Origin of the sequence: Acidithiobacillus ferridurans (assembly GCF_003966655.1) — a bacterium.
Taxonomy (GTDB): Bacteria; Pseudomonadota; Gammaproteobacteria; order Acidithiobacillales; family Acidithiobacillaceae; genus Acidithiobacillus; species Acidithiobacillus ferridurans.
Window position 1 is genome coordinate 1,183,348 of the sequence record NZ_AP018795.1, and the last position, 25,908, is coordinate 1,209,255.

The following is a 25,908-nucleotide window of genomic DNA, read 5'->3' on the forward strand; positions in this document are numbered from 1 at the left end:
AAACGAAATGAAACGCAGCAATCCGGAACTCATCGTCGGTTTGGACATCGGCACCTCCAAGGTCGCCTGCATCGTCGCCCAGTCCAGGGGCGGCCGTGAGGCAGAGATCATCGGCGTCGGTCAGCATCCCTCCCGGGGCCTCAAAAAGGGTGTGGTCGTCGACATCGAATCCACCGTTCAAGCCATCACCCGCGCTGTACAGGAAGCGGAACTGATGGCCGGCGTGCAGATTCACGGCGCCATCGTCGGTATTGCCGGCGGCCACATCCGCGGCTACAACAGCCACGGCATCGTCGCCATCAAGAACAAGGAAGTCAGCAATGAGGATGTCGGTCGGGTCATGGACGCCGCCCGTGCCATCGTCATTCCCCAGGACCAGAACGTCATCCATATCCTCCCCCAGGAATTCATGATCGACAGTCAGGAGGGGGTCCGTGAGCCCTTCGGCATGTCCGGCGTGCGCCTGGAGGCACGGGTGCACATCGTCACCGGTGCCGTCAGCGCCGCGCAAAACATCACCAAGTGCGTCGAACGCTGCGGCTTGCAGGTACAGGATCTGGTCCTCGAACAGCTCGCCTCCGCCGATGCCGTCCTCACCGCTGATGAGAAAGAACTCGGTGTCTGTCTGGTGGACATCGGCGGTGGCACCACGGACATCGCCATCTTTCGCGATGGCGCCGTTCGCCACACCGCTGTCATCCCCATTGCCGGCGATCAGGTGACCAACGACATCGCCCTCGGCCTGCGCACCCCGCCCGTCGAAGCCGAACAGATCAAAAAGCTCTACGGCTGCGCCCTCGGTGATCTGATCGAGCAGGATGACGAAATCCCCGTCCCCAGCGTTGGCACCCGCCCGCCCCGAACGATTTCGCGGCGCATCCTCGGCGACATCATCGAGCCTCGCATCAAGGAGCTTTTCGAGCTGATCCAGGCGGAACTGCGCCGCACCGGCTACGAAGACATGGTCGCTGCCGGAGTGGTCATTACCGGCGGCTCCAGCAAGCTGGAAGGCATGGCCGAGCTGGCCGAAGAAATCCTCCATCTGCCGGTGCGCGTCGGCGAGCCCATGCATTTACCGGGCATGGAAACCGTCGTCCGGACTCCGGGCCATGCCACGGGTGTCGGTCTGGTCATGTACGGGCTGCACAATCAAGTGGCGAGTCAGGCCGAGCCACTTCAGAACCCGGCCATCGCGGCCCGGGAAAACCATATGGATACCAGCTTCGGCGGCGTTTTTCGCAAGATGCGCTCCTGGGTACAGACGAGCTTTGGCTGATTTCTGCTCGCAGGGCTGAGGTACACAATTTTGCAGGACTTCAAGAAGGAGAAAGACGATGTTTGAACTCAATGAATGTGAACAGGACGGCGCGGTCATCAAAGTCATCGGCGTCGGCGGCGGCGGCGGCAACGCCATCAACAACATGTGCGCGGCAGGATTGGAAGGCGTGGAGTTCATCAGCGCCAATACCGATGCCCAGGCGTTGCGCCACTCCCACGCCGGCCATACGATCCAGCTCGGCGCTCAGATCACCCGCGGCCTCGGTGCGGGCGCGGATCCCGAAGTCGGGCGCAAGGCCGCCGAGGAAGGCCGTGACGAAATCCGCGCGGCCCTGGAAAAGGCCGACATGGTCTTCATCACCACGGGCATGGGCGGCGGCACCGGCACCGGCGCCGCCCCCGTGGTGGCAGCCATTGCTCGCGACATGGGCATCCTCACCGTCGGTGTGGTCACCAGGCCCTTCAACTTTGAAGGCAAGAAGCGCCAGCAGCACGCCCTCTCCGGCATCGACGAACTCTCCCAGTATGTGGACTCGCTGGTCATCATCCCCAACGAGAAACTGTTGTCCGTCCTCGGCAAGAACATCAGCCTCAAGGACGCCTATCAGGCCGCCGACAACATCCTCCTCGGCGCCGTGCAGGGCATCTCCGAGCTGGTCACCCGCCCCGGCCTGATGAACCTGGATTTCGCCGATGTCCGTACCGTCATGTCCGGCATGGGCCTGGCCATGATGGGTGCCGCCAGCGGCCGCGGCGAAAACCGCGCCAAGGATGCCGCCACCCGTGCCGCCTCCAGCCCGCTGCTGGACGACATCAATCTCGCGGGTGCCCGCGGCATTCTGGTCAACATCACCGCCGGCATGGACCTGACTTTGGGCGAGTTCGAAGAAGTTGGCGAACTGATCCGTGGTTATGCGGCAGATGACGCCAACGTCAAGGTCGGTACGGTGCTGGATCCGGAACTGGAAGGGGAACTACGGGTTACGGTGGTCGCCACCGGTTTGCAACGGGAACCCGTGCGGCTGGCGGTCGAGAACATCCGGCCACGGTCGGCAGCCATCCCTGCCACGGCGGCAGACTGGCGCAACCTCGACAAGCCCACCGGCATGCGCCAGCTCGAACGTCCGACGGGTTCGAGCGTGCCCGCCCATGGCGGCAACCATACGCCGAACTACGCGGACCTGGACATCCCCGCCTTCCTGCGCCGTCAGGCGGACTAAGGGCGTAGGGCCGGGTCAGCGCAGGCGCTGACCCCGGGCGGCTACGTTTCCCGCCCGGTGGGGAACCGTCTGCCCGCCATCATGCCGCTACCGTGCCCATGGCGAACCGTTACAGCGCGATCAGCCCGTCACCAAGTGCCCGGAAGCATCATGGTCGGCGGCGCTCATCAACTTGCGGTAACGGCTGAGATCCTTGATGCTTTGAATGGGCGTTTCGAGCAAAGCAGAAAGATTGCGCAAAATGCCGTTGACCACCTTGCCCTCCCAGATCGCGTCGAAATGAATCTGGGTATCCAGCCATTGCTCCAGCCAACCCGGATCCGGCAGATGACTCTGCACGCTGTCCTCGGGATACATCGCCTTGTTCACATGGAGATTGGTAGGATGCAATGCCTTCGCCGTCTTGGTATTGGCCATGAGTACACCGATCTTCGCAAAAGCCAGACGCGCGCTGTCCCCGAGGCGATCAATAGCGCGCCGCATATATTTCAGATAAACACCGGCGTGCCGCGCCTCGTCCTTGGATAGCACCTCGTAAATCGAACGGATCACCGGCTCGCTATGCCACTGCGCCGCGCATTTGTACCAGTGTGTCAGGCGGATTTCGCCGCAAAAATGCAGCATAAGGGTTTCCATCGCCGGCGCCGGATCAAATTCAAAGCGCACATTGTGCAATTCCTCTTCCGTCGGCAGATATTCCGGTGCGAAGCGGCGCAGGTATTCCATAAGCACCAGGGCGTGCTTCTGCTCTTCGTAGAACCAGATGGACATGAAGGCCGAGAAATCGGAGTCGCTCCGGTTGTCGCGGAGAAACATCTCCGTCGCCGGGAGTGCCGACCACTCGGTGACCGCATTCATCTTGATCGTGCGCAACTGCTCATCGCTGACCAGGCTACGGTCAAACTGCTCCCAAGGGATATCCGTGGCCATGTTCCAGCGCGCGGCCTCCAGCGATTTGAACAACTCAGGGTATAACATGGCGAACCAACCTCTCTCATGGCGTTCTCGATAACGGGCGCCGGGGCACCTCGGCCCCCTTCCGCACAGCAGACGAAAGTCGCGCGCCGGCCCCCCACAAAGCCTTGTGACAACACCGTGAGGCTTCGTAAAATATATGCTTGGCATTTTACGACAAATCCCGGCATCGGGCGAATGATGGACCATGTATGCCCGGGTACGCGCCAACGGTCCTGAAGTCCGGCCCGGATGAGCACCAGATTCCTGCTCGGCAAGCACGCCTTGCGACGCCTTGCATTGGTTGTTCATAACGGGATAATGTTAGTATATTTTGTAGATCCGGTACGATTGAGTAACCATGAACAGCCAAACCAAACAGGAAACGACTTGCCCCATGGATGCATTGCTCCGCTTGCTGATGGGGCCGTGGACCACATACATCCTCTGGACGCTGAGACAACGCGGTCCCACCCGTTTCGGGATGCTCAAGCGGGAAGTGCACGGCATTTCGTCACGGATGCTGACGGAGCGTTTGCGCACCCTGGAGGAGGCCGGAGTGGTATTCAGGGTGTATCGTCCCAGCATTCCTCCAGAAGTGACTTATGGCCTGACGCCGCGCGGACTGGAACTGCGGGAAGTGCTGGATGCACTGGATACCCTGGCCCGGCGCTGGAATAGCGAAGACGCTGGCAGGAAAAGCATCCACCGGGAATCGGCCCTGCCTGTTACCAATTAGCGGTTACCCGCACCCGCCCCGATCATTCGCCGGGATTTCCATGCTCAATCCGTAGGCGAACCTGGGTCCATGACGTGTCGCGGCACCTGCCTGCGCTGCGGATGACCTAGATTTATCCGGCCATTTGGGGCAGACTTCGCGGATATACTTCGTGTTACGCGGGATCTATGGCTGCATCCTCTCCTCATGTCCTTGTACTGCATGGCCCGAATCTGAATCTGCTGGGCAGTCGTGAGCCCGGCCATTACGGGCGGACCACCCTCTCCGAGATCGATGCCGGGATGCAGACACTCGCCCAGGGCTGGGGCTGGCGACTGCGCAGTCTGCAGAGTAACGCTGAGCATGTATTGATCGATGCGGTCCAGGAGGCCCTCCCCCTGGGCGTCACCGACATCATCATCAACCCCGCGGCATTCACCCACACCAGCGTTGCCCTGCGTGATGCCCTGGCTGCCGTCCAGATTCCGTTTATCGAAGTACACTTATCCAATATTCATGGTCGGGAACCCTTCCGCCGTCACTCCTACTTCTCCGATCTCGCCCAGGGCGTCATCGCGGGACTGGGCGCGGATGGATACTTCCTGGCGCTGGATGCCATTCATCGGCGCATGAAACGCCATAACCCATAACTGACACCAAGGAAAGAGCATGGATATCCAATTCATCCGTCGCCTGGCCGAACTGCTGGAAAAGAGCGCCATCGATGAAATCGAAGTGGTGGAGGGCGACAGCAAAGTCCGGATCACGCGGCACACCGCTCCCGCCCATCCGGCACCGGCCATCGCTTACGCCCAGCCCGCGCCAGCGATGCCGACTACGCCCACCATCGTGGGAACGGCGCCCTCCCCCGCGGCAGCGGTCGAAGTGCCGCCTCAGGGCTATATGATCAAATCCCCCATGGTCGGGACCTTTTATCGCGCATCCTCTCCGGAATCTGCACCCTTCGTGGAAGAAGGCAGCATGGTGAAGGCCGGCCAGACCCTGTGCATCATCGAAGCCATGAAGCTGCTGAACGAAATTGAAGCCGACGTCTCCGGAAAAGTGATCAAGGTTCTCGCTGGCAATGGCCAGCCCGTCGAATACGGTGAACCCCTGTTCATCATCGCCCCCGGGGATTGAAATGTTCGAGAAAATCCTCATCGCCAACCGCGGCGAGATCGCCCTTCGGATTCAGCGCGCCTGCCGCGAACTGGGCATTCGTACCGTAGCCGTCCACTCTGAACCAGATCGCGATCTTCTCCACGTCAAGCTGGCCGACGAATCGGTGTGCATCGGCCCAGCGCCGAGCGATAAAAGTTATCTCAATATCCCCGCCGTGATTGCCGCCGCCGAGGTGACCGACGCCGAAGCGATTCATCCCGGCTACGGATTTCTTTCCGAAAATGCCGACTTCGCCGAACGGGTCGAAAACAGCGGGTTTACCTTCATCGGGCCGCGCGCGGAAACCATCCGCCAGATGGGTGACAAAATCGCCGCCAAGGCCGCGATGAAGAAGGCTGGCGTACCCTGTGTGCCTGGCTCCGATGGACCGCTACCCGACGATAACGAGGCCCTCAAAGCCCTCGCCCGGGAGATCGGTTATCCCGTCATTCTCAAGGCGGCCGGCGGCGGCGGCGGGCGCGGCATGCGGGTCGTACACACCGAAGCACACCTCGTCAACGCCGCGAGCCTGACCCGCGCGGAGGCCGACAAGGCTTTCGGCAACCCGACCCTCTATATGGAAAAATTTCTCGAAACGCCGCGCCACATCGAATTTCAGATACTGTGTGACACCCAAGGTCATTGCATTCACCTTGGTGAACGAGACTGCTCGGTGCAGCGCCGTCATCAGAAAGTGATAGAAGAAGCGCCGGCTCCCGGTATCAGCGCCGCCCAGCGAGCTGAAATCGGTGCATCGGTAGTCAAAGCCTGCCAGGATATGGGCTATCGGGGCGCCGGCACGATCGAATTTCTCTACGATCCCGGCAGCCAAACCTTCTATTTCATTGAAATGAATACACGGGTGCAGGTCGAGCACCCGGTCACGGAGATGATTACCGGCATCGACATCGTCAAAGCGCAAATTCGCATTGCGGCGGGACTGCCTCTCGGGATTCGGCAGGAGGACGTGGTACTCAGCGGTCACGCCATCGAATGCCGCATCAATGCCGAAGACCCGGAGCGCTTCGTACCCTCACCGGGACAGATTACCGCTTGGCACCCCCCTGGCGGGCCGGGCATCCGCGTCGACAGTCATATTTATGCGGGTTATCGGGTACCGCCCTTCTATGATTCCATGATCGGTAAAATCATCGCCTTCGGGGGTGACCGCGAGGAAGCCAACATGCGCATGCGCAGCGCCCTGCGCGAGACCACCATTGAGGGCATTCAAACCAACATTCCCCTGCATCGGCGGGTACTGGAAGAGGCGCAATACGCCACGGGCGGTGTGCATATCCACTATCTGGAGGCCTTGCTCGCCCTATGAAAATCGCCTGGTGGCAGCTCGACATGCGCGTCCCCGCAGCAGCCGCAGCAGCCGTCGAGGCGCAATTGCTGGACGCTGGCGCAGAGGCAGTCACTTTTCTGGAAGGCGATGACAGTGAAGCGGTGTTCGATGAGGGCGATATCTGGCAAAACAGCCGGTGCGAAGCCCTGTTTGCTGCGGACAGCCACAGCGAAACAACCCTGCAAAACCTGATCAGAGACAACGACTGGCGGCCCTACGCGGCACGCTACACCGCGCTGGAGGCACAGGACTGGGTAGCGACAACCCAGGCAGCCTTCCCCGCACGCTGCTTCGGCCGCCTCTGGGTAACCCCCAGTTGGGATGCGGCGCCCGCCAACGCCCCCCGTGTGCTGCATCTCGACCCCGGCCAGGCCTTCGGCACCGGCGCCCACGCCACCACGGCGCTCTGCCTGCGCTTCCTGGATACGCAGATCCGCGGAGGCGAAAGCCTCATCGATTACGGCTGCGGCTCCGGCATTCTGGCCATCGCCGGGCTGCTGCTGGGCGCCGGCCAGGCATTCGGGGTGGATACCGATCCCGTTGCACTGCAGGTAGCGGCCGCCAATGCAGAACGTAACGGCGTCAGCGCCGGTCTGCAGCTCGCGCTGCCGGAAAACGCCAGGCTGCCCCTGGCCGACATCCTGGTCGCCAACATTCTGGCGACCCCCCTTCTGACCCTTGCGCCGGCCCTGGCCCATTCCGTCCGTCCTGGAGGCTGGATCGCACTATCCGGCATCCTGCACCATCAGGAAGCGGAGATTCACGCCGCCTACGAGCCTTATTTTGATCTCGCAGTCGCGCAACACGAAGAAGACTGGTCACTCCTCTATGGCCAGCGCAACACTGGAGTCTGATTATGGAAATTACCTGCCCCCGCTGTGAATCGACCTTCCTCTCGGACGACAAGGCCCTGCGCGAGCACCATTATCGGGTGAAATGCAGCGTCTGCCACCATATTTTTCACGTGGATGTCGCCGCAGAAACTGCTCGTGCGGGCAGCAGCCTGGGGCGCCGTCTGGGTCGGTTTCTACTCATCCTGGCCATCATCCTGCTGGTTATTGCGTTGATCGGACAGATACTCTGGTGGACGCGCAGTTACAGTTACGCCGCGACCAGCGCGCCCATCCGCCGCTTCTTGCTGAGTAGCGCGGAGCAACTGGATATCACCATTCCCTGGCCAGGTCCCAACAAAGACATCCGTATTCTCAACAGCCAGGTCACCCCCGTGGCGGACCACCTGGCGCGGATCACCGGCAATATGGAAAATGTAGCCAACCAGGTTCAGGCCTACCCGGTGATTGAAGTCACCCTCAGCAACGTCTATGGCGCACCCATTGCCCACCTGCATTTTACCGCGACGCAATATCTGAGCGCAGCGTTCCCCGCCCGTGCGGGATTTGTTCCGGGTACGCCAGTACCCTTTGTACTCAGCAGCCCGGCCCTGACAAAGGCGGCGGGTTATCAAATCACCCTCCTCAGCCGTCCCTGAAGGGGTAACCATGGATAGCACGAATATGTCCTTGGGCGATTGCGTAATCCACGTCATGGACCGCTATCTGGCGGATTTGGGAGGCGAAGTCCCCGGCAACCTGCATGCGCTGATCGTCGAAGAAGTGGAGCGTGCGCTGCTCGCGCACACGCTGCAACATTGTGGTGGACAACGCGGCAGGGCCGCCCAGTGGCTGGGCATCAATCGCAATACTCTGCGGAAGAAGTTGCAAACCTACGGATTGGATACCTGAATCAACTGCGGGGCGGCATTTGCCACGGGTTGCTGGTTCACGCCCGGTACCGTGCCGCCGCCATTCAGATAGTGCTGATAATAGGCGAGCACCCGCGGTACGTAGGCCTGAGTTTCTGCGAAGGGCGGGATATGATAGCCCGCCTGGATCACTGCGTTTGATCCCGCATTGTAAGCGGCTATGGCCAGTTTCAGGTCGCCACTGAAGACCCGCAACAAATGGGCGAGATACGCTGTGCCGCCGTTGATGTTATCCGTCGGACTGAAAGCATTCGCCACCCCGAAGCGAAGCGCCGTGGCGGGGATGAGCTGCATCAGGCCGACGGCGCCCTTGGGCGATACCGCACCCGCATTATAACCGGACTCGGCGCTGATTACGGCGTTGATCAGTGCCGAGCTGACCTGGTAACGACTGGCGGCCGCATGAATCAGGCCCTGATAACGCCTCCGGGCGGCGCGGTTGAAATCGGCGCGCGCCACGGCTACCGCCATTTTTGGGGTGCGCATGACCATCCGGTACCGGTCATTCCCGGCAGGCACATTGGTAAGATGCACCACCCCGCTGCTATCGGTATAGGCATAAATATCGGCTTCCGCCGTACCTCCGCAAAGCAGCAACAGCGCTGCCGCCATCAAAGCGGGCTTCACTTCACCACTCGCAGTGCGGGACGCTCACGCTTCCCGGAAATCTCCGCATTCTCTGCACCGCCGCCCGCCGAAGAAGGCGGGGGCGCGGCCGGGATTTCCGGATCGGCAAAGCCCATTCCTTCCTGCGTTTCTGCGGCGTATATCGCCGCTACTGCCGCCATGGGTACGTCCACTGTCCGCGCAACCCCGCCGAAGCGGGCATTGAAGGAAATCCAGTCGTCCGCCATGCGCAGACCGTGGCAGGCACGTGGAGAGACATCGAGAATCATCCGCCCATCCTTTTCATAGCCGCTCGGGACAGACACTCCGGGATAGGCCACCACTACCAGGATATAGGGTGTATGCCCCTGGTCCACGCACCACTGATAGACGGCATTGAGCAGATAAGACTTGGCGCTTTCAGGTAACAATTTTTCCCCCATGTCTGTTCCAGACTCCTAAAACCGTATATAGACGATTTTCGAAAATTCTCAAGAGCAATCAACGCCAGGCCCACGTCTCTGAAGTTTCGAAGCGATCCCAGTAGAATCTGCTCGCGCCTCCTGCGGAGGGCGCCAGCATCACCACCAGCCAGCAGCACAGGTCACTGGCTGTAAATTGCCGGACCCGTATCGTCTCCACCGCCTACCACCCCTGCAGTTTCAACTGGTCCACATCCATTCCGACATCCTGTAGATTTTACGGGATAACAGCGTGCATAGGCTGCCCCGGATGGGGCGGCCTATGCACTTTCAGAATGACTCCTGGTGGTAAGCCACCACCCGCTCCACCTCATTTTTGGCGCCGAGGATGACGGGAATGCGCTGGTGCAGGCCCTGGGGGACGATATCCAGGATGCGGGTCGTGCCCGTGCTGGCCGCGCCACCCGCCTGTTCCACCAGATAGGACATAGGATTGGCCTCATAGAGCAGGCGCAGCTTGCCCGGCTTCTTCGGGTCGCGCTGATCGAACGGGTACAGGAAAATACCGCCCCGACAGAGGATGCGATGCACATCCGCTACCATGGAACCCACCCAGCGCATATTGAAATTGCGTTGGCGAGGCCCATCCGTACCCTGATTGAGTTCGTCGATGTAACGCTGTACCGGTTTCTGCCAGTGCCGGTGATTGCTCATATTGATGGCATATTCACTGGTATCCTCCGGAATACGCATCTGGTTGTGGGTCAGGATGTATTCACCGATGGAAGGATCGAGGGTGAAGCCATTGACCCCGTAGCCGGTGCTGTATACCAGCATGTTGCTGGAGCCGTACAGGGCATAGCCCGCACAGACCTGTTCGACGCCGGGCTGCAGGAAATCGGCGAGTTCCGCATCCCGCCCCACCACCGGCGCCTTGAGGATGCTGAAAATGGTCCCCACGCTGATGCCGACATCGGTATTGCTGGAACCGTCCAACGGATCAAAAAGCAGCAGATACTTGCCGCGCGGGATGTTGCGGGGGATGGGATAGGGGTCATCCATCTCCTCGGAGGCCATACCGGCCAGATGCCCCGTCCAGTCCATGGATTTGAGAATGGCTTCATTGGAGATGATGTCCAGCTTTTTCTGCACCTCCCCCTGGACGTTGTCGGTGCCGGCGCTGCCCAGCGCTCCCACCAACGCGCCACGGTAGACCTGGGCACCGATAAACTTGCAGGAAATGGTGAGATCGTTGAGTAACCCGGCGAAGTCGCCGGAGGCACCAGGATAAAGACGGGTTTCTTCAATGATGAACTGGCTGAGGGTGGTGCCGATGTGCATGCCGGAATCCTTTACAAAAGAGTGAAGAGGTCAGAGGGCACTGAGTCCCAGGCGAAATTTTATGGTGGATTCTATCGCGCGCGCCGTTCCCTGGTCCAACCATGGCAGCCACTGGATATGAAAACGATGGATACCCCCACTGATTTTGGGATAGTAATCCGCACGATCCGACAACTCCAAGCAGATCAGGGAAGGCGGATGGCGTGCATCCAGAAGCGCGCCATAACGCCCTTCCGGGGCTTCCACCCCGGACCACGAGCAGGAGTCCCGCAACAAGGCGAGAATCAGATCGGTGCTATCCTGCAAGATCGACAGACTCTCCCGCCAGCCCTGCAGGAGTCCCGCGATACGCTCGGGGGCTGATATTTCCAGAAGGCCAGAATCGGCAGATCACAGTCGGCGAGGCCTCCGGCCACCCCCATCCTGCCCCGTGCGAGCTGGATGATATCCTGGTGGCGCAACAGTTGCCCGAAGGGTTCGCGATACTCGCGCAGCGCTTTGAGTTGCTGGTCTATGCGGAACTGCCAGGCGCGCAAAGGGCCTTCGTCCGCCTCGGGACTCTGCGACCAGACGGCAAGGCTCTGGGCCAGACGCTCCAGCTCCAGAATGAGATCCAGGCGCAGCTCCGGGCGGCTGCAAAAATCCAGCAGTTCATTATAGGCGCGCAGGGCGTTACGCAGGCAGCCAGCATCGGCCCGCCCCTGCTGTAGTTGTGCAAAAACACTTTCCAGACGCAGCAGCAGGCGCGCGCGTTCATGGAGCGGGTGTTCGTAAACGGCCATGCCGTAACCTCGTTCAGCAGCCGCTGCCGCCGCACGCGACCGCAGACCCCAACGCCAGGCAACGGCCGCGTGCACCATTTTCGGGCAACGTTCCCTCAGGGTGCCACAGGCGCTTTCCCTAAGCAAATCGTCCGGTTCCACGCAAATGACGAAGATAGAGACCCACCTGGGTTTGCAACTCGGTCAGGGTGCCCTCATTGGTGATGATCCAGTCGGCAGCCGCATTACGCGCGGCACGATCACATTGCGCCGCCAGCACTGCGGTGACTTGTTCCTTTGTCCAGCCAGGACGGGCACGCAGACGCTCTACTTGTACGGAGCGGGGACAATCGACCACCAGCACCTGATCCAGCAATGGGCGATAGTCGTTTTCAACCAGCAGCGGCACCACCCAGACCAGCGGCGTTTGCGGATGCTGTTCGGCCAACGCGGCGCTGGCCGTTATGAAGGTGGCCCGAATAAGGGGATGGAGAAGGGCTTCCAGCCAGGTTTTTGCCGCCGTGTCGGCAAAAATGCGGGCGCGCAACGCTGCACGGTCCAGCCCACCTCCCGGGGCGACAAAGGCCGGGCCAAAATGGGCGATGATGGCCTGCAGGGCAGGGCTGCCCGGAGCCACCAGTTCGCGGGCAATGACATCGGCATCCAGCACATGGGCGCCAGCCGCTTTGAGCATTTCGGCGACCGTGCTTTTGCCGCAGGCCACCCCCCCCGTCAGACCGATCCGCAGCGCCATTCAGGAACCCAGCAGGTGCAGGTAACCGGAAAGGATGGCTTGTGGCCACAGCAGCATGAGCCAGCCCCCCAGCGCCAGATAAGGACCGAAGGGCATGGCATAGTCCCGTCCCTTGCCCCGCAGCAGAAAGCCCAGCGCAACCAGTCCACCGCCCAGGGCGGCGATAAACAGGGTCAGGAATACGGCCTGCCAGCCCAGCCACGCACCGATCATGCCGAGCAATTTGAGATCCCCTCCCCCCATGCCGTGCCGTCCTGCGATCTTATAGTACACGGTAGCCAGCAACCACAGGCTACCGTAGCCGATGATTACACCGAGCAAGGCGTCCAGGGGCGTTACCAGCGCCAGCCCGGGCCAGAAAAGTGCCGACCCGTTGAGCAGCAGCCCGGCCAACATGCCCGGCTTGGTAAGACGATCGGGCAGAAGCTGTGTCTCCAGATCGATCATGGTCAGCGCCAGCAGTGCCCAGGTGAAGACCAGGGCGGGAAGCAGATGCCAGGTCAGGCCCAATTGCCAGACCACCACCAGACTGAGCAGTCCGCTCAGCAGTTCCAGCGCCGGATAACGCCAGGCAATGGACTTGCCGCAAGCATGGCAGCGGCCACGCAGCGCCAGCCAGCTCAGGACCGGGATATTTTCCCAAGGGCGCAACACATGGCCACAGTGTGGGCAGTGGGACGCAGGATAAATGATGGATTCGCGGCGGGGTACCCGGTGTACCACCACGTTCAAAAAACTGCCCACGAGCAGGCCGAGCAGCGTGGTCAGGATATAGGTCGCCCCCAGGAGGGTCTGCGTCATACGCCACCCCCGGGAATGACCGGTGCAGCCGCAGATCCAGCGACTGCAGACTGATCCCCAGCAGAATGGCGGCACGGCGCCGATCCCCTTCGGCCTGATCGAGCACCTGCCGCAGCAATGCGGCCTCCGCCGCGTCGAAAGGGGCCGGTACGGCGATTACCGGCGCCAACGCCAGCCCGTTGCTTTTCGCCACTGGGCCGCCGGAGGAGGACATCCCATCGTCGAACAGCATCCCTTCCTGCTTGAGGGCAAGGCTCCGCTCCAGAACATTTTCCAACTCGCGAACGTTGCCGGGGAAGGCGTAACCACCCAGCCGCTCCAAAGTGCCTGGGGATAGCAGTGCCGGAATATCCTCCGGTGCCACGCCGATACGTTGCAGAATCACCTCCGCCAGTTGCGGGATGTCTTCCGGATGTTCCCGCAAGGCCGGCATATGGAGTCTCACGACATCCAGACGATATCGGAGATCCTGACGAAACTTTCCGGCCGCAACCATTTCCTGCAGGTCACGGTGGGTGGCGGAAATGAAGCGCAGGTCCAGGGAGATTTCCCGCGCCGCACCCAAGGGGCGAATGGCCCGCTCCTGAATGGCCCGCAGCAGCTTGACCTGCATCATCATCGGCAGATCACCGATCTCATCCAGAAAAACAGTGCCCCCATTGGCCGCCGCAAAGAGTCCTTCGCGACGCTGTACGGCACCGGAATAAGCCCCCTTTTCGGCACCGAAGAGCTCACTCTCCACCAGCCCCTCGGGAATGGCGCCGCAGTTGACGGCCACGAAGGGCTTGTCGTGACGGGGTCCCGAGGCATGAATGGCGCGTGCGGCCAGTTCCTTGCCCGTACCGGACTCACCGGTGATGTGTACCGGCGCATTACTCCGCGCTACGCGGCGGATATCGTCGCGCAAGCGCTGCATGACCGGCGCATCGCCGACCAGTCGTTGGGTGCCGCCCAGACCCGCTGGGGACAGGCGGCTGAGATCAACGGCCTGGGATATCAATCGCCGCAGACGCGCCAGCTCGATGGGCTTGGCCATGTAATCGAAGGCCCCCGCCTGCATCGCTTCGACGGCACCTTCGGCGGAAGAATAGGCCGTAATCACGGCGACCGGCACTTGTGGATATGACTCGCGCAAACGGCGGATCAGATCAAGACCGGAACCGTCGGGCAAACGCAGATCGCTCAAGCATAAAGAAGGGGCACCTTCGGCGAGGCGGGCGAGGGCTTCCGCAAGGGAATATGCGCCAGTGACAGTGATCCCCATACCCTGCAGCGTAATGCGCAGCAGTTCGACGATGCCCGGCTCGTCATCGACGATCAGGGCGGGCGGCAAACCGGAATAGTCAGCCATCACGCCTCTCCGTCCACCCCCTGCGGGGGAGAAAAATCCGGAACAATACGCCGCCCTGGGGGTGATTTTCACAGGCTATGCGCCCGTCGTTGATGCGCAGCAGTTCCCGCACCATGGATAAACCCAGCCCGGTACCTCGGGGGTTGGTGGTAAAAAACGGCTCAAAAATGCGCTCCATCACTTCCGCCTTTACGCCCGGTCCAAAATCCCGCAGCGTCACCATGATGTTCCCTTCGTCCTCGGGGACGGCATCGATTTCGACACGCATCGTAGCATCTTCCGCCACGCCGTACTGCGCGCTGTTATGCAACAGATTCCAGAATACCCGCCGCAACTGCGCGGGATCGGCATAAACCGTAAGCTGCGGCGCGATTTCGCCGATGGCGATGCTCATGGGTGCCAACAGTGGATCCGCCTGCAACTGGGCGGTGAGCATCGGCAACCAGCTCCGCAAGAAAATGGGTTCGGAATGCGCCGGACTCGGACGCGCCATCTCCAGCACCGATTCGACAATGGCATTGATGCGTACCGTCTCCCGTTCCAGAATGTCAAAAAGATGCTGCGAAGCGGGGTCGTCCATGCGCTCGGCGAGAAGGCTGCCGGCGTGGCGAATCACGCTGAGAGGATTACGGATCTCATGGGCGATATTGGCCGCCAGACGACCGAGCGCCGCCAGTTGCGCCTCTCGTTCCCGGGCACGCAGTGCGGATGCATCACGGAGGAGAAGCAGTCGGTAAGAGCTATCGGGCAGGTCGATCCTGCGCACCAGCAGAGTCAGGGTGCTGTCCTGCAGAGTTGGGTCACGCCCGTTTGCCGTGATCACCATCTCGCTGTCGTTGGCCGTGGCCTGTCGCAGCATCATGGCCAGACGCGGCTGCACTACGCCGATGGCGATAGGCATGGAGGTCCATTTCCGGTAACCCGAAAGCGTCCGTGCCGCGGGGTTGCTGAGCACCACGCGACTTTGCCGGTCCAGCACAAAAATGCCCACATCCATATGCTGCACAATTTCCTGGCTCAACGCATTCAGATTGACGACCTCTGCATCCCTTTGCAGCGCTAGACGGTTGCCACGTTCCAGACTCGCCACCAGACTGTCGGCCAGTACCGCCACCGCCACCAATGCGAGGAGATAAATGAAAAGCTGACCGAGGGGCGGATGCACGGCGGTCATCCCGCCGAATAGCGACTCGCCGACCAGCAGCGCCAGCAATATCCACACGAAAACAAAAGCGCTTTTGCCGCGCAACAGGCTTGCCGTGGACACCAGCAGCAGAAAGGGCAGGATACTGAAGGGGCCACTGACACCGCCACCGAAATGCAGCAGCAGCAACACCAGCAGAGTGTCCGTCGAGACCTGAATCCAGGCGTGGCGGCGCGGTTGCGTCGGCCATCGCAACAGCAGTCCCAGCAGGTAGACGAGGCTGACCAAGGCGGCCACCAAGGTCAGGATGTGCAGCAGTTCGGCATGCCCTCCCAGATCGATGATGGTTTCATTGACCGGTAAGCGCACCAGGATGGCGATGGCTGCCGCGATCAGCAACCGATAGGCGGAGATGCCCCAAAGTCGCCGCCAGTCACCCATCATCTCCGCCATATCAGGTACCAGCCCGCCGCGCCGTCCTGCAGGACCTTACCCGTGCCAGCGCGCATCCTCCGCTCACCCCTGCCGTCCCGTGGCTTCTGGCATCACATATCTGCAGACACCGGGCGACAGCATCAAAGATTGGTCACCCGCAGCACCTCCTCCAGACTGGTCACGCCCTCCCGGATCCGCCTCAGCCCATTCTGCCGCATGGTCAGCACCCCCTCCTGTGCCGCGGCGCGCGCCAAGTCGATGGACGTGCCGCCACGCATGATGATTTCGCGCATGGTGTCGCTCACCGGCATCACCTGATAAAGCCCCATCCGGCCCTTATATCCGGTTTTATTGCACTGTTCGCAGCCCACAGCGCCCAGAGGGCGCCAGCCCTGCAGATCCTCGGGCGCAAGTCCCGCCTCGATCAGGGCCTGTTCGGGAATGCGCAGGGGTTTTTTACAGTGCGGGCAAAGCCTGCGGACGAGTCGCTGCGCCATCACCAGATGTACGCTGCCGGCGATGTTATAGGTGGGAATACCCATGTTCTCGAGGCGAGTGAGACTCTGTGGAGCATCATTGGTGTGCAGGGTGGCCAATACCAGATGGCCCGTCTGGGCTGCCTTGATGGCGGTTTCGGCGGTTTCCAGATCGCGCACCTCGCCGACCATGATGATATCCGGGTCCTGGCGCAGGAAGGAGCGCAGGGCTGCGGCAAAGGTGAGACCGATGCGCTCGTTGATGTTCACCTGATTGATCCCGTACACCGGGATTTCCACGGGGTCCTCTGCGGTACTGATGTTGCAGTCACCGGTGTTGAGGATGTTCAGGGCGGTATAGAGGGTCGTGGTCTTGCCGGAACCCGTGGGCCCGGTGACCAGAATCATGCCGTAGGGCCGATGGATGGCGTCCTCAAAGGCTTTGCGCTGCTCTGGTAAAAAGCCCAGTTGCTCGATGGGCACCCTGGAACTGGCGGGATCCAGCAGGCGCAGCACGATCGTTTCGCCAAAACTGGTGGGCAGAAAGGAGACGCGAAAATCGATGACCCGGGCCGGGGGCACGCGGACCCGCAGTCGGCCGTCCTGCGGCAGACGTCGCTCGGAAATGTCCAGACGGCAAAGAATCTTCAGGCGCGAGGTGACCCCGTCCCGCAACGCCACGGGCGGATGCAGCGCATCCTGCAATACGCCATCGAGGCGGTAACGTACCCGAAAATCCTTTTCATAGGGTTCCAGGTGAATATCGGACACCTCGCGCTGAATGGCATCCAGCAGCAGTTGCCGGACAAAGCGCACCACCGGCGCATCCTCGACACTACCGTCGTTCTCCTGGGCGAGGTCGAATTCTTCCGGATCTTCCTCACCGTGCGGCTTATCCACGAATACGTCGTCAATCCCGCCCTGCAAGCTGTTGACCGCAGCATGTACCGCCTTGACCAGTTTGTCGGCCTCAACCAGCACCGGCATCACCTGCAAACCGGAATTGAATTTCACATCCTCCACCGCCTTGAAGTCCGTGGGATCGGCCATGGCGAGGTAGAGGGTGTCCCCATGCTTCGATAAGGGCAGCACCAGATAGCGGGTCATCAGCCCTTTGTCGAGCTTGCGGATGAGCAACGCATCGATCGCCGCTGCGTCGAGATCGAGCATGGGCATGTTGTAGCGCGCGGAAAGGTGCGCCATGAGCACCGCGGCCGGGACGGCGCCCTTCTCCACCACATAAAACAGCAGCGGCGTCTTACCGCGGGCAGGATCGGCGGCCAGGCTTTGCAAGCGCGTCTCGTCGCTTAAACCGTTACTGACGAGCGCCCGCAATACTGGCGTTAACGAGATGTGTTCCGGGTTTGTAGCCATCGACGCAATATCTCCTCCACGGCGGCGGTCTGCGGCAATGTTCCGGTCCATATCCGAAAACTCTCCGCGCCCTGCTCTACCAGCATACCCAGCCCATCCACCGCACCCAGCCCGGCTTGCCGGGCGGCTTGCAGCAGGGGCGTTTCCAATGGGTTATAGACGATATCGTACACACTGCCATTTTCGGGCATGCGGGCCAGATCCAGTTCCGGGTGGTCCTCGCCGTGCAGGCCCCGCGTGCTGGTGTTGACGAGCAACGAACTGCAGGGCAACACGGCAGACAATGCCGCCCGGTCCAGCGGGATGGGATGCACCGGGAGGCCGGGAAACTGCGCCGCCAGCACTTCGGCACGCGGCAGGTGGCGATTCGCCAGATAAATCGCCGGACATCCGGCATGGCCGAGGGCGTAGACGATGGCCCGGGCAGCCCCGCCGGCGCCGATTACCGTCGCCGGATACTGCCGCCAGCCGTCCCCCGTCGCACGTTCCAGCGCCCGCAAAAATCCCGGTGCATCGGTGTTGTGCCCTTGCATGCCCGAGGGCGTGAAACAGATGGTGTTCACTGCACCGATAGCCCGCGCCTCCGCGCTGAGCCACTGCATCAGCGGCAATACGGCCTCCTTGTGTGGGACCGTGACATTCACGCCCCGGATCCCGAGCGCCGGCAACCCGGCCAGCGCCGCGGCGATATCCTCTTCGCGCACCGGAAAAGGTACATACACCAGATCCAGTTCCTGCTGCGCCGCGAAGAGACGATGCAGCCACGGCGAGAGACTGTGGTTGACGGGAAACCCCAGGATGCCATAGACGGAAGTGCCGCCGTCGGGGTGCCAGCAATGCCGGAGGTCAGACGGAGCGGAGGGCATGATAGGGGCCTTCCCTGGCGGTGATTTCCGGCCGTTGCGAGAGTTGGACGAGCAGATCCGGCCAGTTATCTCCGGGCAGAATATTACCCAGGATCATGGGGTGCCGCGCCCCCGTAAACCGCTCCAGGTCCAGGCGTTTCCCCAGCAGGCACTGGCTGCCCAGCCAGGCGAAGGCCAGCGCCTCCAGGGCCTGACCGGGGATACCGCTGTGCCGCCCGCCGTGCAGCACCCGGGTCTCCGTCATGGCGTCCTGCAGGGCCTGCATCAGGGCCTGGTTTTCAGCCCCACCGCCGAATACCAGCATCTCCGCGGCACCCGGTGTCCAGGCTCGCACCGCCTGTGCCACGGACTCGGCGGTCAATGCCGTCAGTGTCGCCAGAAAATCCGCCGCGGAACCCCGCCAGGAAGACCACCAACGCGTCACCAGCGGCATGCCGAAAGTCTCCCGACCCGTACTTTTGGGCGGTGCTTGCCGGAAGAACACGTGGTCCAGCCATTCCTCCAGGCGTGCCACATCGCGCTGTCCGGCAGCCGCCAACCGGCCATCCACGTCGCAGGTAGCCTGTCCGGCGCTACACAACTCCACGGCGGCGTCCATGAGTACGTTACCCGGACCGCAGTCGAACGCCAGCAGCGGGCGCGGATCGCCGGCACCCGGCAACCAGGTCACATTGGCCATGCCACCGAGATTGAGTATCAGACGCGGATGTTCATCCTGAAAGCAGTATTGATGGAAAGGCGGCACCAGCGGTGCGCCCTCGCCCCCCGCTGCCACATCCGTACGCCGGAAATCGTGGACCACCGTCAGACCTGTTGCCACCGCGATATCTGCCGCCGCACCAATTTGCAGCGTGAAACCGGGATCACCCCGCGGCTGATGACGAATGGTCTGCCCATGCAGGGCGATGAAGTCCACCGGACCCAAGCGGTCCATGGCCTCCCGGGCCACCCGTGCATAACAGGCACCCAGACGTCGGTCGAGTTGCGCCATCGCTTCGACACCCAATGGCCCGTTGGCGGCCAGCACTTCCGTGCGCAGTGCGGGCGCAAAGGCGCGCGTGAAAACGCCCCGATACCCCCCACAGCCGGCGACGGCCAAATCCAGCACCGCGGCATCCACACCATCAGCACTGGTGCCCGACATCAACCCCAGGCCACGCAAGGCGGTTATCGGGTCGGAACGCGCTGCAGCCGGAGCGGCAACGGCACCTCAGTGACCCTCGTCGTGCTCGCCGTGACCATGGACATGGCCGTGGGCCAGCTCTTCGGCGGTGGCATCCCGTACTTCCAGCACCGTCACATCGAAGTTCAGGGTCATTCCGGCCAGGGGATGATTGAGATCGACGGTAATCTCGTCACCTTCGATGTCGATGATCGTGGCCAGACGTGTACCATCCTCGGTCATGGTCTCAAACTGGGTACCGACCTCCAGCTCTTCGGCGTCGTCAAAATCTTCGACACCCACCACTTCCACCAGATCTTCGTCCCAGTCACCATAGCCCTCCTCGGGAGGGATGGAGACCTCCAGCCTGTCGCCGACACGACGCCCCGCCAGGGCCTGCTCCAGACCGGGGATGACGCCATGGTGGCCATGCAGATAGACGAGGGGTTCTTCCCCCACAGAGCTGTCGATCAGCTCTCCTTCTTCATCGGTCAGGGAATAGTCGATAGTGACGACTTTGTCTTTGCTGATTATCATGGCGCGAGTCCTGTTAGGTTGGAGGGCCGAGGGAAAATGCTGTCCTACATTGGCGGTGCGGCTCGATTTTAGCCTGACTCTGGGGAAACGGCAAAGTTTTCCGGGGCATCCCAATCACGCCAATGAGGCTCCAGAATCCGGCTGAATGCTTCTATCCAGAGAGGATTGTCGTTGAGGGCCGGGATATAACGCAATTCCTGTCCACCTGCATGGAGGAAAGTTTCTTTGCCTTCGATAGCTATTTCCTGCAGTGTTTCCACGCAATCCGCAGCAAAACCTGGACACACGGCATCTACGCGGGACACGCCGGCGCTCGCCAGCCCGACCAGGGTTCTGTCCGTATAGGGCCCCAGCCATCTGGCGGCGCCGAAGCGGCTTTGGAAGCTCTGCACCCACTGATCATCGGACAGGCCGAGCGCCTGTACCAGCAACGCGGTGGTCTTTTCGCACTGGGCACGATAGGGGTCGCCCTTCAGGACGGAGCTTTCCGGTAAGCCGTGGAAGGTGATGAGCAGACGCTCCGCCTGTCCGTGCGCCTGCCACCAGGCGCGGATGCTGTCCGCCAGGGCGCCGATATAGGCGGGATGCGCATGCCAGTCGCGAATCATGCGCATCTCCGGGATTTCGCGCCATTTCCGCAACTCTTTGGCAACCGCATCAAAAGTGGAGGCCGTGGTGGCCGCCGCATATTGCGGATACAGCGGAACCACCAGAATCCTGCCACATCCAGCGTCGCGCAAGGCCGCCATGCCCTTTGCGACGGAGGGATTGCCATAACGCATGGCTAGTTCCACCCGGACCTGACCGGGAAACTGACGATCCCAGCGGGCCTGAAGTGCATCGCACTGGCGCTGGCTATAAACCATCAGGGGGGATCCATCGGGAAGCCAGATGCTGGCATAATTGCGCGCCGAGCGGGCGGGACGAAATCGCAGAATGGGACCGTTCAGGATGGGCCACCAAAGCACCCTGGGAAGCTCCACCACCCGGGTATCGCTGAGAAACTCGCGCAGGTAGCGGCGCACCGCCGGGGCGGTAGGCGCATCGGGGGTGCCGAGATTGACGACCAGAATACCGATCACGCGCCGCTCTCCAGTGTGATGCAGACGGGTGCGTGATCCGAGGGACGCTCCGCCGCCCGGGCGGCACGGTCGATGACCACCTCCCGCGTGCGCGAGAGAACGGGAGAGGAAGCCAGAATCAGATCGATGCGCAGGCCCTGATTACGCCGAAACGCCGCAGCGCGGTAATCCCACCAGCTCCACGCCCGCGCATCGGGATGCAGCTTGCGGTAGCTGTCATGCAGCCCGAGTTCCAACAGGGCGCCCAACGCCGCCCGCTCCGGCGCCGAGCAGAGGATGCCCTCCCCCCAGTCTGCAGCGTCGTAAACATCGCGAGCATCGGGGCAATATTGAAGTCCCCCACCAACAGCAGTTGCGGCCAACCCTGCAATTCTCCGGCGATCAACCCACGCAGGCGCTCCAGCCATTGTAACTTGTAGGGATACTTGTCGCTGTCCAGGGCCTGGCCGTTGGGTACATAGACGTTGACGACGCGCAGGTCGCCGAAGCTGGCGGCGCACAGCCGCGCCTGCCCGTCGCCGCCATCCGGCCAGTCGCAGCGGACGTCACTGGGTGGGTTGCGGCTCAGTATGGCAACCCCATTATACGTCGGTTGACCGTGATAGAGCGCCCGATAACCGGCATCCGCCAACTCGGCCACCGGGAAACGCGCATCGGCCAACTTGGTCTCTTGCAGACAAAGGACATCCGGCTGCTCGCTACCCAGCCATGCCAACACCTGGGGGAGGCGTACCTTGAGGGAGTTGACGTTCCAGGTCGCAATTTTCACGAAGATTACCGGGGGGCCGTGGCGCTGACGCTGGGGCGCAGGCGCATGGTATGCATCCAGGCCGTCAAATCCGGGAATTGCAGCAGAAAATCCGGCGCGCGCAGATCAACGTAACCCACGGCCGCGACCGTCGCAATCTGCGCCAGGGTCAGCACCGGCGCGGTGCCGGCATCCTGCCACGCGTCCGTCTCTTCCTGGAGTATCGCCAGGGCGGCCAGGATCTTGCCACGGGCGCGCTGCAGCATGGCGGCATCCTGGCAATCGCTGGCATGGCGCTGCTCCAGCACCCAGGCAATGGTCGTATCCATGATGCCGCTCGCCAGCGCCTCGATCCGCAATGCCTCGATGCGGGCTTCCGGGTCGTGGGGGATGATGGCGGGTTCCGGGCACAGGATTTCCAAGTACTGGATGATCACTGCCGAATCATATACCGACGAACCGTCATCCCGCACCAGCACGGGGATCTTGCCCAGGGGGTTGTGCTCCAGGGCCGCGTGGCCGGGAGCGCGGAGATCCACCCACTCCATATCACAGGGGATGTTTTTTTCCAGCAGCGCGATATGCACTTTCCGGGCATAGGGACTGGTCTGCGTCGCATAAAGTCGCATCGTCATCTCTCCTTTTCTGCTGAGTCCGACCGCTATCTGTTATCATGACGAAAGCATCGCCCCAAGCCAACCCCGGAAAGACCAGCGCGCCATGAATTACGACCATCATTACCACGCGGGCAACGCCGCCGACTGCGTCAAGCATCTGGCCCTGAGCCTCACCTTGCAAACCCTGATCCGCAAGGACAGCCCCCTTGCCTATATCGAGACCCACGCAGGAGCAGGGCGATATGCCCTGGGCGTACAGGGGGAACACCTGCAAGGTGTTTCGCGCCTGTGGGCGGACCGGCGCAGCCTGCCATATGCGGGCGCATGGTTGAAAATCGTCAGCAATGAGAATGCTGACGGCGCGTTGCACCACTATCCCGGCTCGCCAGCCCTCGCTGCCGCACTGCTCCGGCCGACCGACCGGATGGTACTCTGCGAGGAACAGCCGGAAGTCGCGGCACGCCTGCGCAAGGCGATAGGGAAACGGGCCCATACCAGCGTCGTCGGTGAAGACGGCTATCGCGCCCTCTTCGGGCAGATCCCCCCGCCGGAAAAACGCGGACTGGTCCTCATCGATCCGCCTTTCGAACGCAGGGATGAATGGGAGCGCCTTGCCGATATCCTGATCCGTGCCTATCAACGCTGGCCGCAGGGGGTGTATCTCGTCTGGTACCCGGTGAAAATCCGCGGTACGATCACCCGCCTGTGGCAGGCGTTGCGCGGGCGTCTGCCCGCCTTTGCCTGCGAACTGCTGCAGATGCCGGAAGAGGGTCGGGAACAGCTTTTCGGCAGCGGACTGATCGTGGTGAACCCACCCTGGGGTTTGCGCGAGGCACTGGCCGCGGCACTGACGGAATTGGGTCCACTGCTCAGTGCGCCGCAAGGCGGTGGGTTGTGGTCCCTGCGTTGCCAGGGCTGGCCGGGTCCCGAGAAGAGTTAGCCGGCGTATGCCAGGGGTCACCACCCGAACCCGCCAGTGCGCTCTAACGCATGATTTATCAACAAGGAACCACCATGAGTACCACGACGCTGCCCAATATCGACCATGTGCGCAAGCTGCTTCTGTATGGCGGCCCCCTCGCGCAACTCCAGGGAGAACTGGTCAAACAACCCGACCAGGAAATCAGTATTGCCGTACTGTATCAACTGGCACTGCGCCATGGCGTCATCAGTCCGACGGCAGCGCGGGAAGGGCTCGCCCTGCTCGCCGCGGTGGGTCCCGCCGGTGCTGCGGGGCGGGCCATCCTGGAACGGGTGCTGACGGAAGGGGATTTTCTGGCAGTGCGGGTGATGCGTTGAGTGGTCATGACCATGCGCCTGTATAGCTGGAACGTGAACGGCTGGCGCGCCGCCTGCCGCAAGGGTTTGCGCGAATGGGTCGCGATGGCGCGGGCGGATGTGCTCTGCTTTCAGGAAATCAAGGCCGACCCGGACCGCCTGCCGGCGGCGGAAACCGCACTGGATAGTTACGATGCCCGCTGGGCAGTCGCTGAACGCCCGGGTTACAGCGGCGTCGCCACCTTCAGCAGAGCGCCCTGCCGGCCGCTGACAACGGGCCTGGGCATCCCGCGCTTCGACCGGGAGGGGCGCGTGGTTATCACTGACTGCGGTGATTTCGACCTGTATAACGTCTACTTCCCCAACGGCAAGAAGGATACGGAACGCCTCGCCTTCAAGCTGGATTTCTATGCCGCCTTCCTGGAACTGATCAACGCACGGGTCGCCGCCGGTCGGGCGGTGGTATTCTGTGGCGACGTCAACACCGCCCATCAGGCCATCGACCTTGCACGCCCCAAAGAAAACGCGAGAATATCCGGTTTTCTCCCCGAGGAAAGGGCCTGTCTGGACCAATGGGCAGCGGCGGGCTGGGTGGACAGCTTCCGCCACCTTCACCCGGATGCCGTGGAATATTCCTGGTGGAGTCAGCGCACCAACGCCCGCGCCCGCAATATTGGCTGGCGTCTCGATTATTTCTGGATACATGAGAACCTGTTGCCGCGCCTGCGCGGGGCGGGAATCGCCACCGATGTGACCGGCTCCGATCATTGCCCGGTCTGGCTGGAGTTGGATTGAATGAACCTGGAACAATACACCGCCCTCGCCGGCGACGCGCTGCAGACGATCACCGATTTCCGGCGCTGGGGCGCCAGCCGTTTTGCCGCCGCAGGGCTCGATTTCAGTCAGGGCCAGCAGCAACCCCGCGGCGAAGCCGACGCGCTCCTGGCCGCGGCACTGCACCTCGAGCCGGAAGATCTTGCGGAATTCGGCGCGGCACGCCTGCTGGACCGCGAAAAAACCACGATCTTCAAGCACTTTTATCAACGGGAAATACTCCGTCGGCCCGCCGCCTATATTACCGGCGAAGCCTGGTTCGCCGGACTGCGTTTCAGCGTCGATGAACGTGTCCTCATTCCCCGCAGCCTGCTCGAACCCTTCATCGAGGAGGGCTTTGCGCCCTGGGTAGAGGCGTCGCAGCTGCGCCGCATTCTGGAGATCGGCACGGGCTCCGGCTGCATGGCCATTACCCTGGCGCTGCGCTTTCCGGAGGCGGAAGTGGATGCGGTGGACATCTCTGCAGATGCCCTCTCCGTGGCACACGCCAATATCCGGCGTTACGGTCTGGAAGACCGGGTGCACCTGCATCAATCCGACCTCTTTGCCGCCCTGGAGGGACGACGCTATGACCTGATTCTCAGCAACCCGCCCTATGTGGACGCGGCAACCATGGCGGAATTGACCCCGGAATACCGGCACGAGCCTCGTCTCGCCCTGGCCGCCGGTGAGGATGGTCTGGACTGCCTGCTTCCCCTTCTGGAGCAGGCACCGCATCACCTGGAGGGGGGCGGCGTCCTGGTGGTGGAAACCGGCGATGCCGAAGAAGCCCTCATCCGTCGCCGTCCCGACCTGCCCTTGATCTGGCTGGAGCATCCGGCCGGAGGTTCCGGCGCCTTTCTAGTGGTAGCCGCGGCCGACGGCGGATTTTAGGCCTC

Annotated in this window: 28 protein-coding genes and 2 pseudogenes; 13 read left to right on the forward strand and 17 right to left on the reverse strand. The window is 62.0% G+C overall.

Features of this window, described 5'->3' with window-relative positions; translation table 11 throughout:
• The first annotated feature begins 7 nt into the window (after positions 1 to 7).
• Together ftsA and ftsZ are read left to right on the forward strand one after the other, a co-directional pair.
• Complete coding sequence (ftsA, locus tag AFERRID_RS06050; RefSeq protein WP_113526269.1) at positions 8 to 1,276, forward strand: cell division protein FtsA; 1,269 nt, start codon at positions 8 to 10, stop codon at positions 1,274 to 1,276.
• Between the two features lie 58 nt (positions 1,277 to 1,334).
• Complete coding sequence (gene ftsZ, locus AFERRID_RS06055; protein WP_113526268.1) at positions 1,335 to 2,498, forward strand: cell division protein FtsZ; 1,164 nt, start codon at positions 1,335 to 1,337, stop codon at positions 2,496 to 2,498.
• A gap of 120 nt (positions 2,499 to 2,618) precedes the next feature.
• Here ftsZ and AFERRID_RS06060 read toward each other — a convergent pair whose 3' ends face one another.
• Positions 2,619 to 3,476 carry a ferritin family protein gene (locus tag AFERRID_RS06060; protein ID WP_113526267.1) on the reverse strand — a complete coding sequence of 286 codons (858 nt, stop codon included), beginning with the start codon at positions 3,474 to 3,476 and terminating at the stop codon, positions 2,619 to 2,621.
• A 337-nt stretch (positions 3,477 to 3,813) separates the two neighbouring features.
• On the opposite strand from AFERRID_RS06060, the gene AFERRID_RS06065 reads away from it, so the two are divergent.
• The 7 genes from AFERRID_RS06065 (at position 3,814) to AFERRID_RS06095 (ending at position 8,421) form a co-directional block, all read left to right on the forward strand.
• Positions 3,814 to 4,191 (forward strand): winged helix-turn-helix transcriptional regulator, encoded by a 378-nt coding sequence (locus tag AFERRID_RS06065; RefSeq protein ID WP_113526266.1) that lies wholly within the window; start codon positions 3,814 to 3,816, stop codon positions 4,189 to 4,191.
• Positions 4,192 to 4,358: 167 nt separating this feature from the next.
• Positions 4,359 to 4,820, forward strand: coding sequence for a type II 3-dehydroquinate dehydratase (gene aroQ, locus AFERRID_RS06070; RefSeq protein WP_113526265.1), 462 nt, complete (start codon positions 4,359 to 4,361; stop codon positions 4,818 to 4,820).
• Between the two features lie 19 nt (positions 4,821 to 4,839).
• Positions 4,840 to 5,310 carry an acetyl-CoA carboxylase biotin carboxyl carrier protein gene (gene accB / locus AFERRID_RS06075; protein WP_113526264.1) on the forward strand — a complete coding sequence of 157 codons (471 nt, stop codon included), beginning with the start codon at positions 4,840 to 4,842 and terminating at the stop codon, positions 5,308 to 5,310.
• Between the two features lies 1 nt (position 5,311).
• On the forward strand, positions 5,312 to 6,658 hold the full coding sequence (gene accC / locus AFERRID_RS06080; protein ID WP_113526263.1) for an acetyl-CoA carboxylase biotin carboxylase subunit: 1,347 nt from the start codon (positions 5,312 to 5,314) through the stop codon (positions 6,656 to 6,658).
• Positions 6,655 to 7,533 carry a 50S ribosomal protein L11 methyltransferase gene (prmA, locus tag AFERRID_RS06085; RefSeq protein ID WP_113526262.1) on the forward strand — a complete coding sequence of 293 codons (879 nt, stop codon included), beginning with the start codon at positions 6,655 to 6,657 and terminating at the stop codon, positions 7,531 to 7,533. The genes accC and prmA overlap by 4 nt, the downstream gene beginning before the upstream one ends.
• A gap of 2 nt (positions 7,534 to 7,535) precedes the next feature.
• The gene (locus tag AFERRID_RS06090) at positions 7,536 to 8,168 is read left to right on the forward strand and encodes a zinc-ribbon and DUF3426 domain-containing protein (protein WP_126604580.1); all 633 of its coding nucleotides are present in this window, start codon (positions 7,536 to 7,538) and stop codon (positions 8,166 to 8,168) included.
• Between the two features lie 10 nt (positions 8,169 to 8,178).
• Positions 8,179 to 8,421 carry a helix-turn-helix domain-containing protein gene (locus tag AFERRID_RS06095; protein WP_113526260.1) on the forward strand — a complete coding sequence of 81 codons (243 nt, stop codon included), beginning with the start codon at positions 8,179 to 8,181 and terminating at the stop codon, positions 8,419 to 8,421.
• Here AFERRID_RS06095 and AFERRID_RS06100 read toward each other — a convergent pair.
• The 16 genes and pseudogenes from AFERRID_RS06100 to AFERRID_RS06170 form a co-directional block, all read right to left on the reverse strand.
• Positions 8,403 to 9,053 (reverse strand): lytic transglycosylase domain-containing protein, encoded by a 651-nt coding sequence (locus AFERRID_RS06100; protein ID WP_113526259.1) that lies wholly within the window; start codon positions 9,051 to 9,053, stop codon positions 8,403 to 8,405. The two genes, AFERRID_RS06095 and AFERRID_RS06100, sit on opposite strands and share 19 nt — an antisense overlap.
• An 11-nt stretch (positions 9,054 to 9,064) precedes the next feature.
• The gene (locus tag AFERRID_RS06105) at positions 9,065 to 9,490 is read right to left on the reverse strand and encodes a ClpXP protease specificity-enhancing factor (protein ID WP_113526258.1); all 426 of its coding nucleotides are present in this window, start codon (positions 9,488 to 9,490) and stop codon (positions 9,065 to 9,067) included.
• A gap of 309 nt (positions 9,491 to 9,799) precedes the next feature.
• Complete coding sequence (locus tag AFERRID_RS06110) at positions 9,800 to 10,810, reverse strand: class 1 fructose-bisphosphatase (protein ID WP_113526257.1); 1,011 nt, start codon at positions 10,808 to 10,810, stop codon at positions 9,800 to 9,802.
• Positions 10,811 to 10,840: 30 nt separating this feature from the next.
• A pseudogene (locus AFERRID_RS06115) lies at positions 10,841 to 11,670 on the reverse strand (cell division protein ZapD).
• A 40-nt stretch (positions 11,671 to 11,710) separates the two neighbouring features.
• Positions 11,711 to 12,325, reverse strand: coding sequence for a dephospho-CoA kinase (gene coaE, locus AFERRID_RS06120; RefSeq protein ID WP_126604581.1), 615 nt, complete (start codon positions 12,323 to 12,325; stop codon positions 11,711 to 11,713).
• Positions 12,326 to 13,126, reverse strand: a complete 801-nt coding sequence (locus tag AFERRID_RS06125) for a prepilin peptidase (protein ID WP_113526255.1) — start codon at positions 13,124 to 13,126, stop codon at positions 12,326 to 12,328.
• A gap of 37 nt (positions 13,127 to 13,163) precedes the next feature.
• A pseudogene (locus AFERRID_RS15945) lies at positions 13,164 to 14,477 on the reverse strand (sigma-54-dependent transcriptional regulator); the annotation flags it as partial.
• Positions 14,470 to 16,074, reverse strand: coding sequence for a two-component system sensor histidine kinase NtrB (locus AFERRID_RS06135; RefSeq protein ID WP_225981898.1), 1,605 nt, complete (start codon positions 16,072 to 16,074; stop codon positions 14,470 to 14,472). The gene AFERRID_RS06135 and the pseudogene AFERRID_RS15945, both read right to left, overlap by 8 nt.
• 122 nt (positions 16,075 to 16,196) lie before the next feature.
• Positions 16,197 to 17,906, reverse strand: coding sequence for a type IV-A pilus assembly ATPase PilB (gene pilB / locus AFERRID_RS06140; protein WP_126604582.1), 1,710 nt, complete (start codon positions 17,904 to 17,906; stop codon positions 16,197 to 16,199).
• Complete coding sequence (gene aroE, locus AFERRID_RS06145; RefSeq protein ID WP_113526252.1) at positions 17,876 to 18,772, reverse strand: shikimate dehydrogenase; 897 nt, start codon at positions 18,770 to 18,772, stop codon at positions 17,876 to 17,878. Before aroE ends, pilB begins: the two co-directional genes overlap by 31 nt.
• A complete protein-coding gene (locus AFERRID_RS06150; protein ID WP_232027826.1) occupies positions 18,753 to 19,916 on the reverse strand; it encodes an anhydro-N-acetylmuramic acid kinase in 1,164 nt (387 codons plus the stop codon). Before AFERRID_RS06150 ends, aroE begins: the two co-directional genes overlap by 20 nt.
• A gap of 66 nt (positions 19,917 to 19,982) precedes the next feature.
• The gene (locus AFERRID_RS06155) at positions 19,983 to 20,471 is read right to left on the reverse strand and encodes an FKBP-type peptidyl-prolyl cis-trans isomerase (protein WP_113526250.1); all 489 of its coding nucleotides are present in this window, start codon (positions 20,469 to 20,471) and stop codon (positions 19,983 to 19,985) included.
• Between the two features lie 68 nt (positions 20,472 to 20,539).
• Positions 20,540 to 21,553, reverse strand: coding sequence for a ferrochelatase (hemH, locus tag AFERRID_RS06160; RefSeq protein WP_113526249.1), 1,014 nt, complete (start codon positions 21,551 to 21,553; stop codon positions 20,540 to 20,542).
• Entirely contained in the window at positions 21,550 to 21,777 is a 228-nt protein-coding gene (locus tag AFERRID_RS16090; protein WP_331251189.1) for an endonuclease/exonuclease/phosphatase family protein, read from the reverse strand. The genes hemH and AFERRID_RS16090 overlap by 4 nt, the downstream gene beginning before the upstream one ends.
• Positions 21,672 to 22,322 carry an exodeoxyribonuclease III gene (locus tag AFERRID_RS06165; protein WP_232027834.1) on the reverse strand — a complete coding sequence of 217 codons (651 nt, stop codon included), beginning with the start codon at positions 22,320 to 22,322 and terminating at the stop codon, positions 21,672 to 21,674. Before AFERRID_RS06165 ends, AFERRID_RS16090 begins: the two co-directional genes overlap by 106 nt.
• 5 nt (positions 22,323 to 22,327) lie before the next feature.
• Positions 22,328 to 22,930: a glutathione S-transferase N-terminal domain-containing protein gene (locus AFERRID_RS06170; RefSeq protein ID WP_126605678.1), complete on the reverse strand. Its 603-nt coding sequence runs from the start codon at positions 22,928 to 22,930 to the stop codon at positions 22,328 to 22,330.
• A gap of 91 nt (positions 22,931 to 23,021) precedes the next feature.
• Here AFERRID_RS06170 and AFERRID_RS06175 point away from each other — a divergent pair, with 91 nt between their 5' ends.
• The 4 genes from AFERRID_RS06175 to prmB all read left to right on the forward strand — a co-directional run bounded on the left by AFERRID_RS06175 (position 23,022) and on the right by prmB (position 25,903).
• Positions 23,022 to 23,858: a 23S rRNA (adenine(2030)-N(6))-methyltransferase RlmJ gene (locus AFERRID_RS06175; RefSeq protein WP_113526246.1), complete on the forward strand. Its 837-nt coding sequence runs from the start codon at positions 23,022 to 23,024 to the stop codon at positions 23,856 to 23,858.
• Positions 23,859 to 23,932: 74 nt separating this feature from the next.
• Positions 23,933 to 24,217, forward strand: coding sequence for a DUF2322 family protein (locus tag AFERRID_RS06180; protein ID WP_113526245.1), 285 nt, complete (start codon positions 23,933 to 23,935; stop codon positions 24,215 to 24,217).
• A gap of 6 nt (positions 24,218 to 24,223) precedes the next feature.
• Positions 24,224 to 24,991 (forward strand): exodeoxyribonuclease III, encoded by a 768-nt coding sequence (locus AFERRID_RS06185; RefSeq protein WP_225981896.1) that lies wholly within the window; start codon positions 24,224 to 24,226, stop codon positions 24,989 to 24,991.
• Positions 24,992 to 25,903 (forward strand): 50S ribosomal protein L3 N(5)-glutamine methyltransferase, encoded by a 912-nt coding sequence (gene prmB, locus AFERRID_RS06190; protein ID WP_113526244.1) that lies wholly within the window; start codon positions 24,992 to 24,994, stop codon positions 25,901 to 25,903.
• Positions 25,904 to 25,908: the final 5 nt, after the last annotated feature.

Excerpts from the sequence above, each read along its gene's own strand:
- ftsA (WP_113526269.1), top strand. The coding sequence starts at position 8 with ATGAAACGCAGCAATCCGGAACTCATCGTCGGTTTGGACATCGGCACC.
- AFERRID_RS06060 (WP_113526267.1), bottom strand. The coding sequence starts at position 3,476 with ATGTTATACCCTGAGTTGTTCAAATCGCTGGAGGCCGCGCGCTGGAAC.
- AFERRID_RS06100 (WP_113526259.1), bottom strand. The coding sequence starts at position 9,053 with ATGGCGGCAGCGCTGTTGCTGCTTTGCGGAGGTACGGCGGAAGCCGAT.
- AFERRID_RS06095 (WP_113526260.1), top strand. The coding sequence starts at position 8,179 with ATGGATAGCACGAATATGTCCTTGGGCGATTGCGTAATCCACGTCATG.
- AFERRID_RS06110 (WP_113526257.1), bottom strand. The coding sequence starts at position 10,810 with ATGCACATCGGCACCACCCTCAGCCAGTTCATCATTGAAGAAACCCGT.
- aroQ (WP_113526265.1), top strand. The coding sequence starts at position 4,359 with ATGGCTGCATCCTCTCCTCATGTCCTTGTACTGCATGGCCCGAATCTG.
- pilB (WP_126604582.1), bottom strand. The coding sequence starts at position 17,906 with ATGGCTACAAACCCGGAACACATCTCGTTAACGCCAGTATTGCGGGCG.
- AFERRID_RS06105 (WP_113526258.1), bottom strand. The coding sequence starts at position 9,490 with ATGGGGGAAAAATTGTTACCTGAAAGCGCCAAGTCTTATCTGCTCAAT.
- prmB (WP_113526244.1), top strand. The coding sequence starts at position 24,992 with ATGAACCTGGAACAATACACCGCCCTCGCCGGCGACGCGCTGCAGACG.
- AFERRID_RS06065 (WP_113526266.1), top strand. The coding sequence starts at position 3,814 with ATGAACAGCCAAACCAAACAGGAAACGACTTGCCCCATGGATGCATTG.
- AFERRID_RS06090 (WP_126604580.1), top strand. The coding sequence starts at position 7,536 with ATGGAAATTACCTGCCCCCGCTGTGAATCGACCTTCCTCTCGGACGAC.
- ftsZ (WP_113526268.1), top strand. The coding sequence starts at position 1,335 with ATGTTTGAACTCAATGAATGTGAACAGGACGGCGCGGTCATCAAAGTC.
- AFERRID_RS06155 (WP_113526250.1), bottom strand. The coding sequence starts at position 20,471 with ATGATAATCAGCAAAGACAAAGTCGTCACTATCGACTATTCCCTGACC.
- prmA (WP_113526262.1), top strand. The coding sequence starts at position 6,655 with ATGAAAATCGCCTGGTGGCAGCTCGACATGCGCGTCCCCGCAGCAGCC.
- AFERRID_RS06185 (WP_225981896.1), top strand. The coding sequence starts at position 24,224 with ATGACCATGCGCCTGTATAGCTGGAACGTGAACGGCTGGCGCGCCGCC.
- accC (WP_113526263.1), top strand. The coding sequence starts at position 5,312 with ATGTTCGAGAAAATCCTCATCGCCAACCGCGGCGAGATCGCCCTTCGG.
- coaE (WP_126604581.1), bottom strand. The coding sequence starts at position 12,325 with ATGGCGCTGCGGATCGGTCTGACGGGGGGGGTGGCCTGCGGCAAAAGC.
- AFERRID_RS06175 (WP_113526246.1), top strand. The coding sequence starts at position 23,022 with ATGAATTACGACCATCATTACCACGCGGGCAACGCCGCCGACTGCGTC.
- AFERRID_RS06170 (WP_126605678.1), bottom strand. The coding sequence starts at position 22,930 with ATGCGACTTTATGCGACGCAGACCAGTCCCTATGCCCGGAAAGTGCAT.
- AFERRID_RS06150 (WP_232027826.1), bottom strand. The coding sequence starts at position 19,916 with ATGTCGGGCACCAGTGCTGATGGTGTGGATGCCGCGGTGCTGGATTTG.
- AFERRID_RS06125 (WP_113526255.1), bottom strand. The coding sequence starts at position 13,126 with ATGACGCAGACCCTCCTGGGGGCGACCTATATCCTGACCACGCTGCTC.
- AFERRID_RS06180 (WP_113526245.1), top strand. The coding sequence starts at position 23,933 with ATGAGTACCACGACGCTGCCCAATATCGACCATGTGCGCAAGCTGCTT.
- aroE (WP_113526252.1), bottom strand. The coding sequence starts at position 18,772 with ATGCCCTCCGCTCCGTCTGACCTCCGGCATTGCTGGCACCCCGACGGC.
- accB (WP_113526264.1), top strand. The coding sequence starts at position 4,840 with ATGGATATCCAATTCATCCGTCGCCTGGCCGAACTGCTGGAAAAGAGC.
- AFERRID_RS06135 (WP_225981898.1), bottom strand. The coding sequence starts at position 16,074 with ATGGCGGAGATGATGGGTGACTGGCGGCGACTTTGGGGCATCTCCGCC.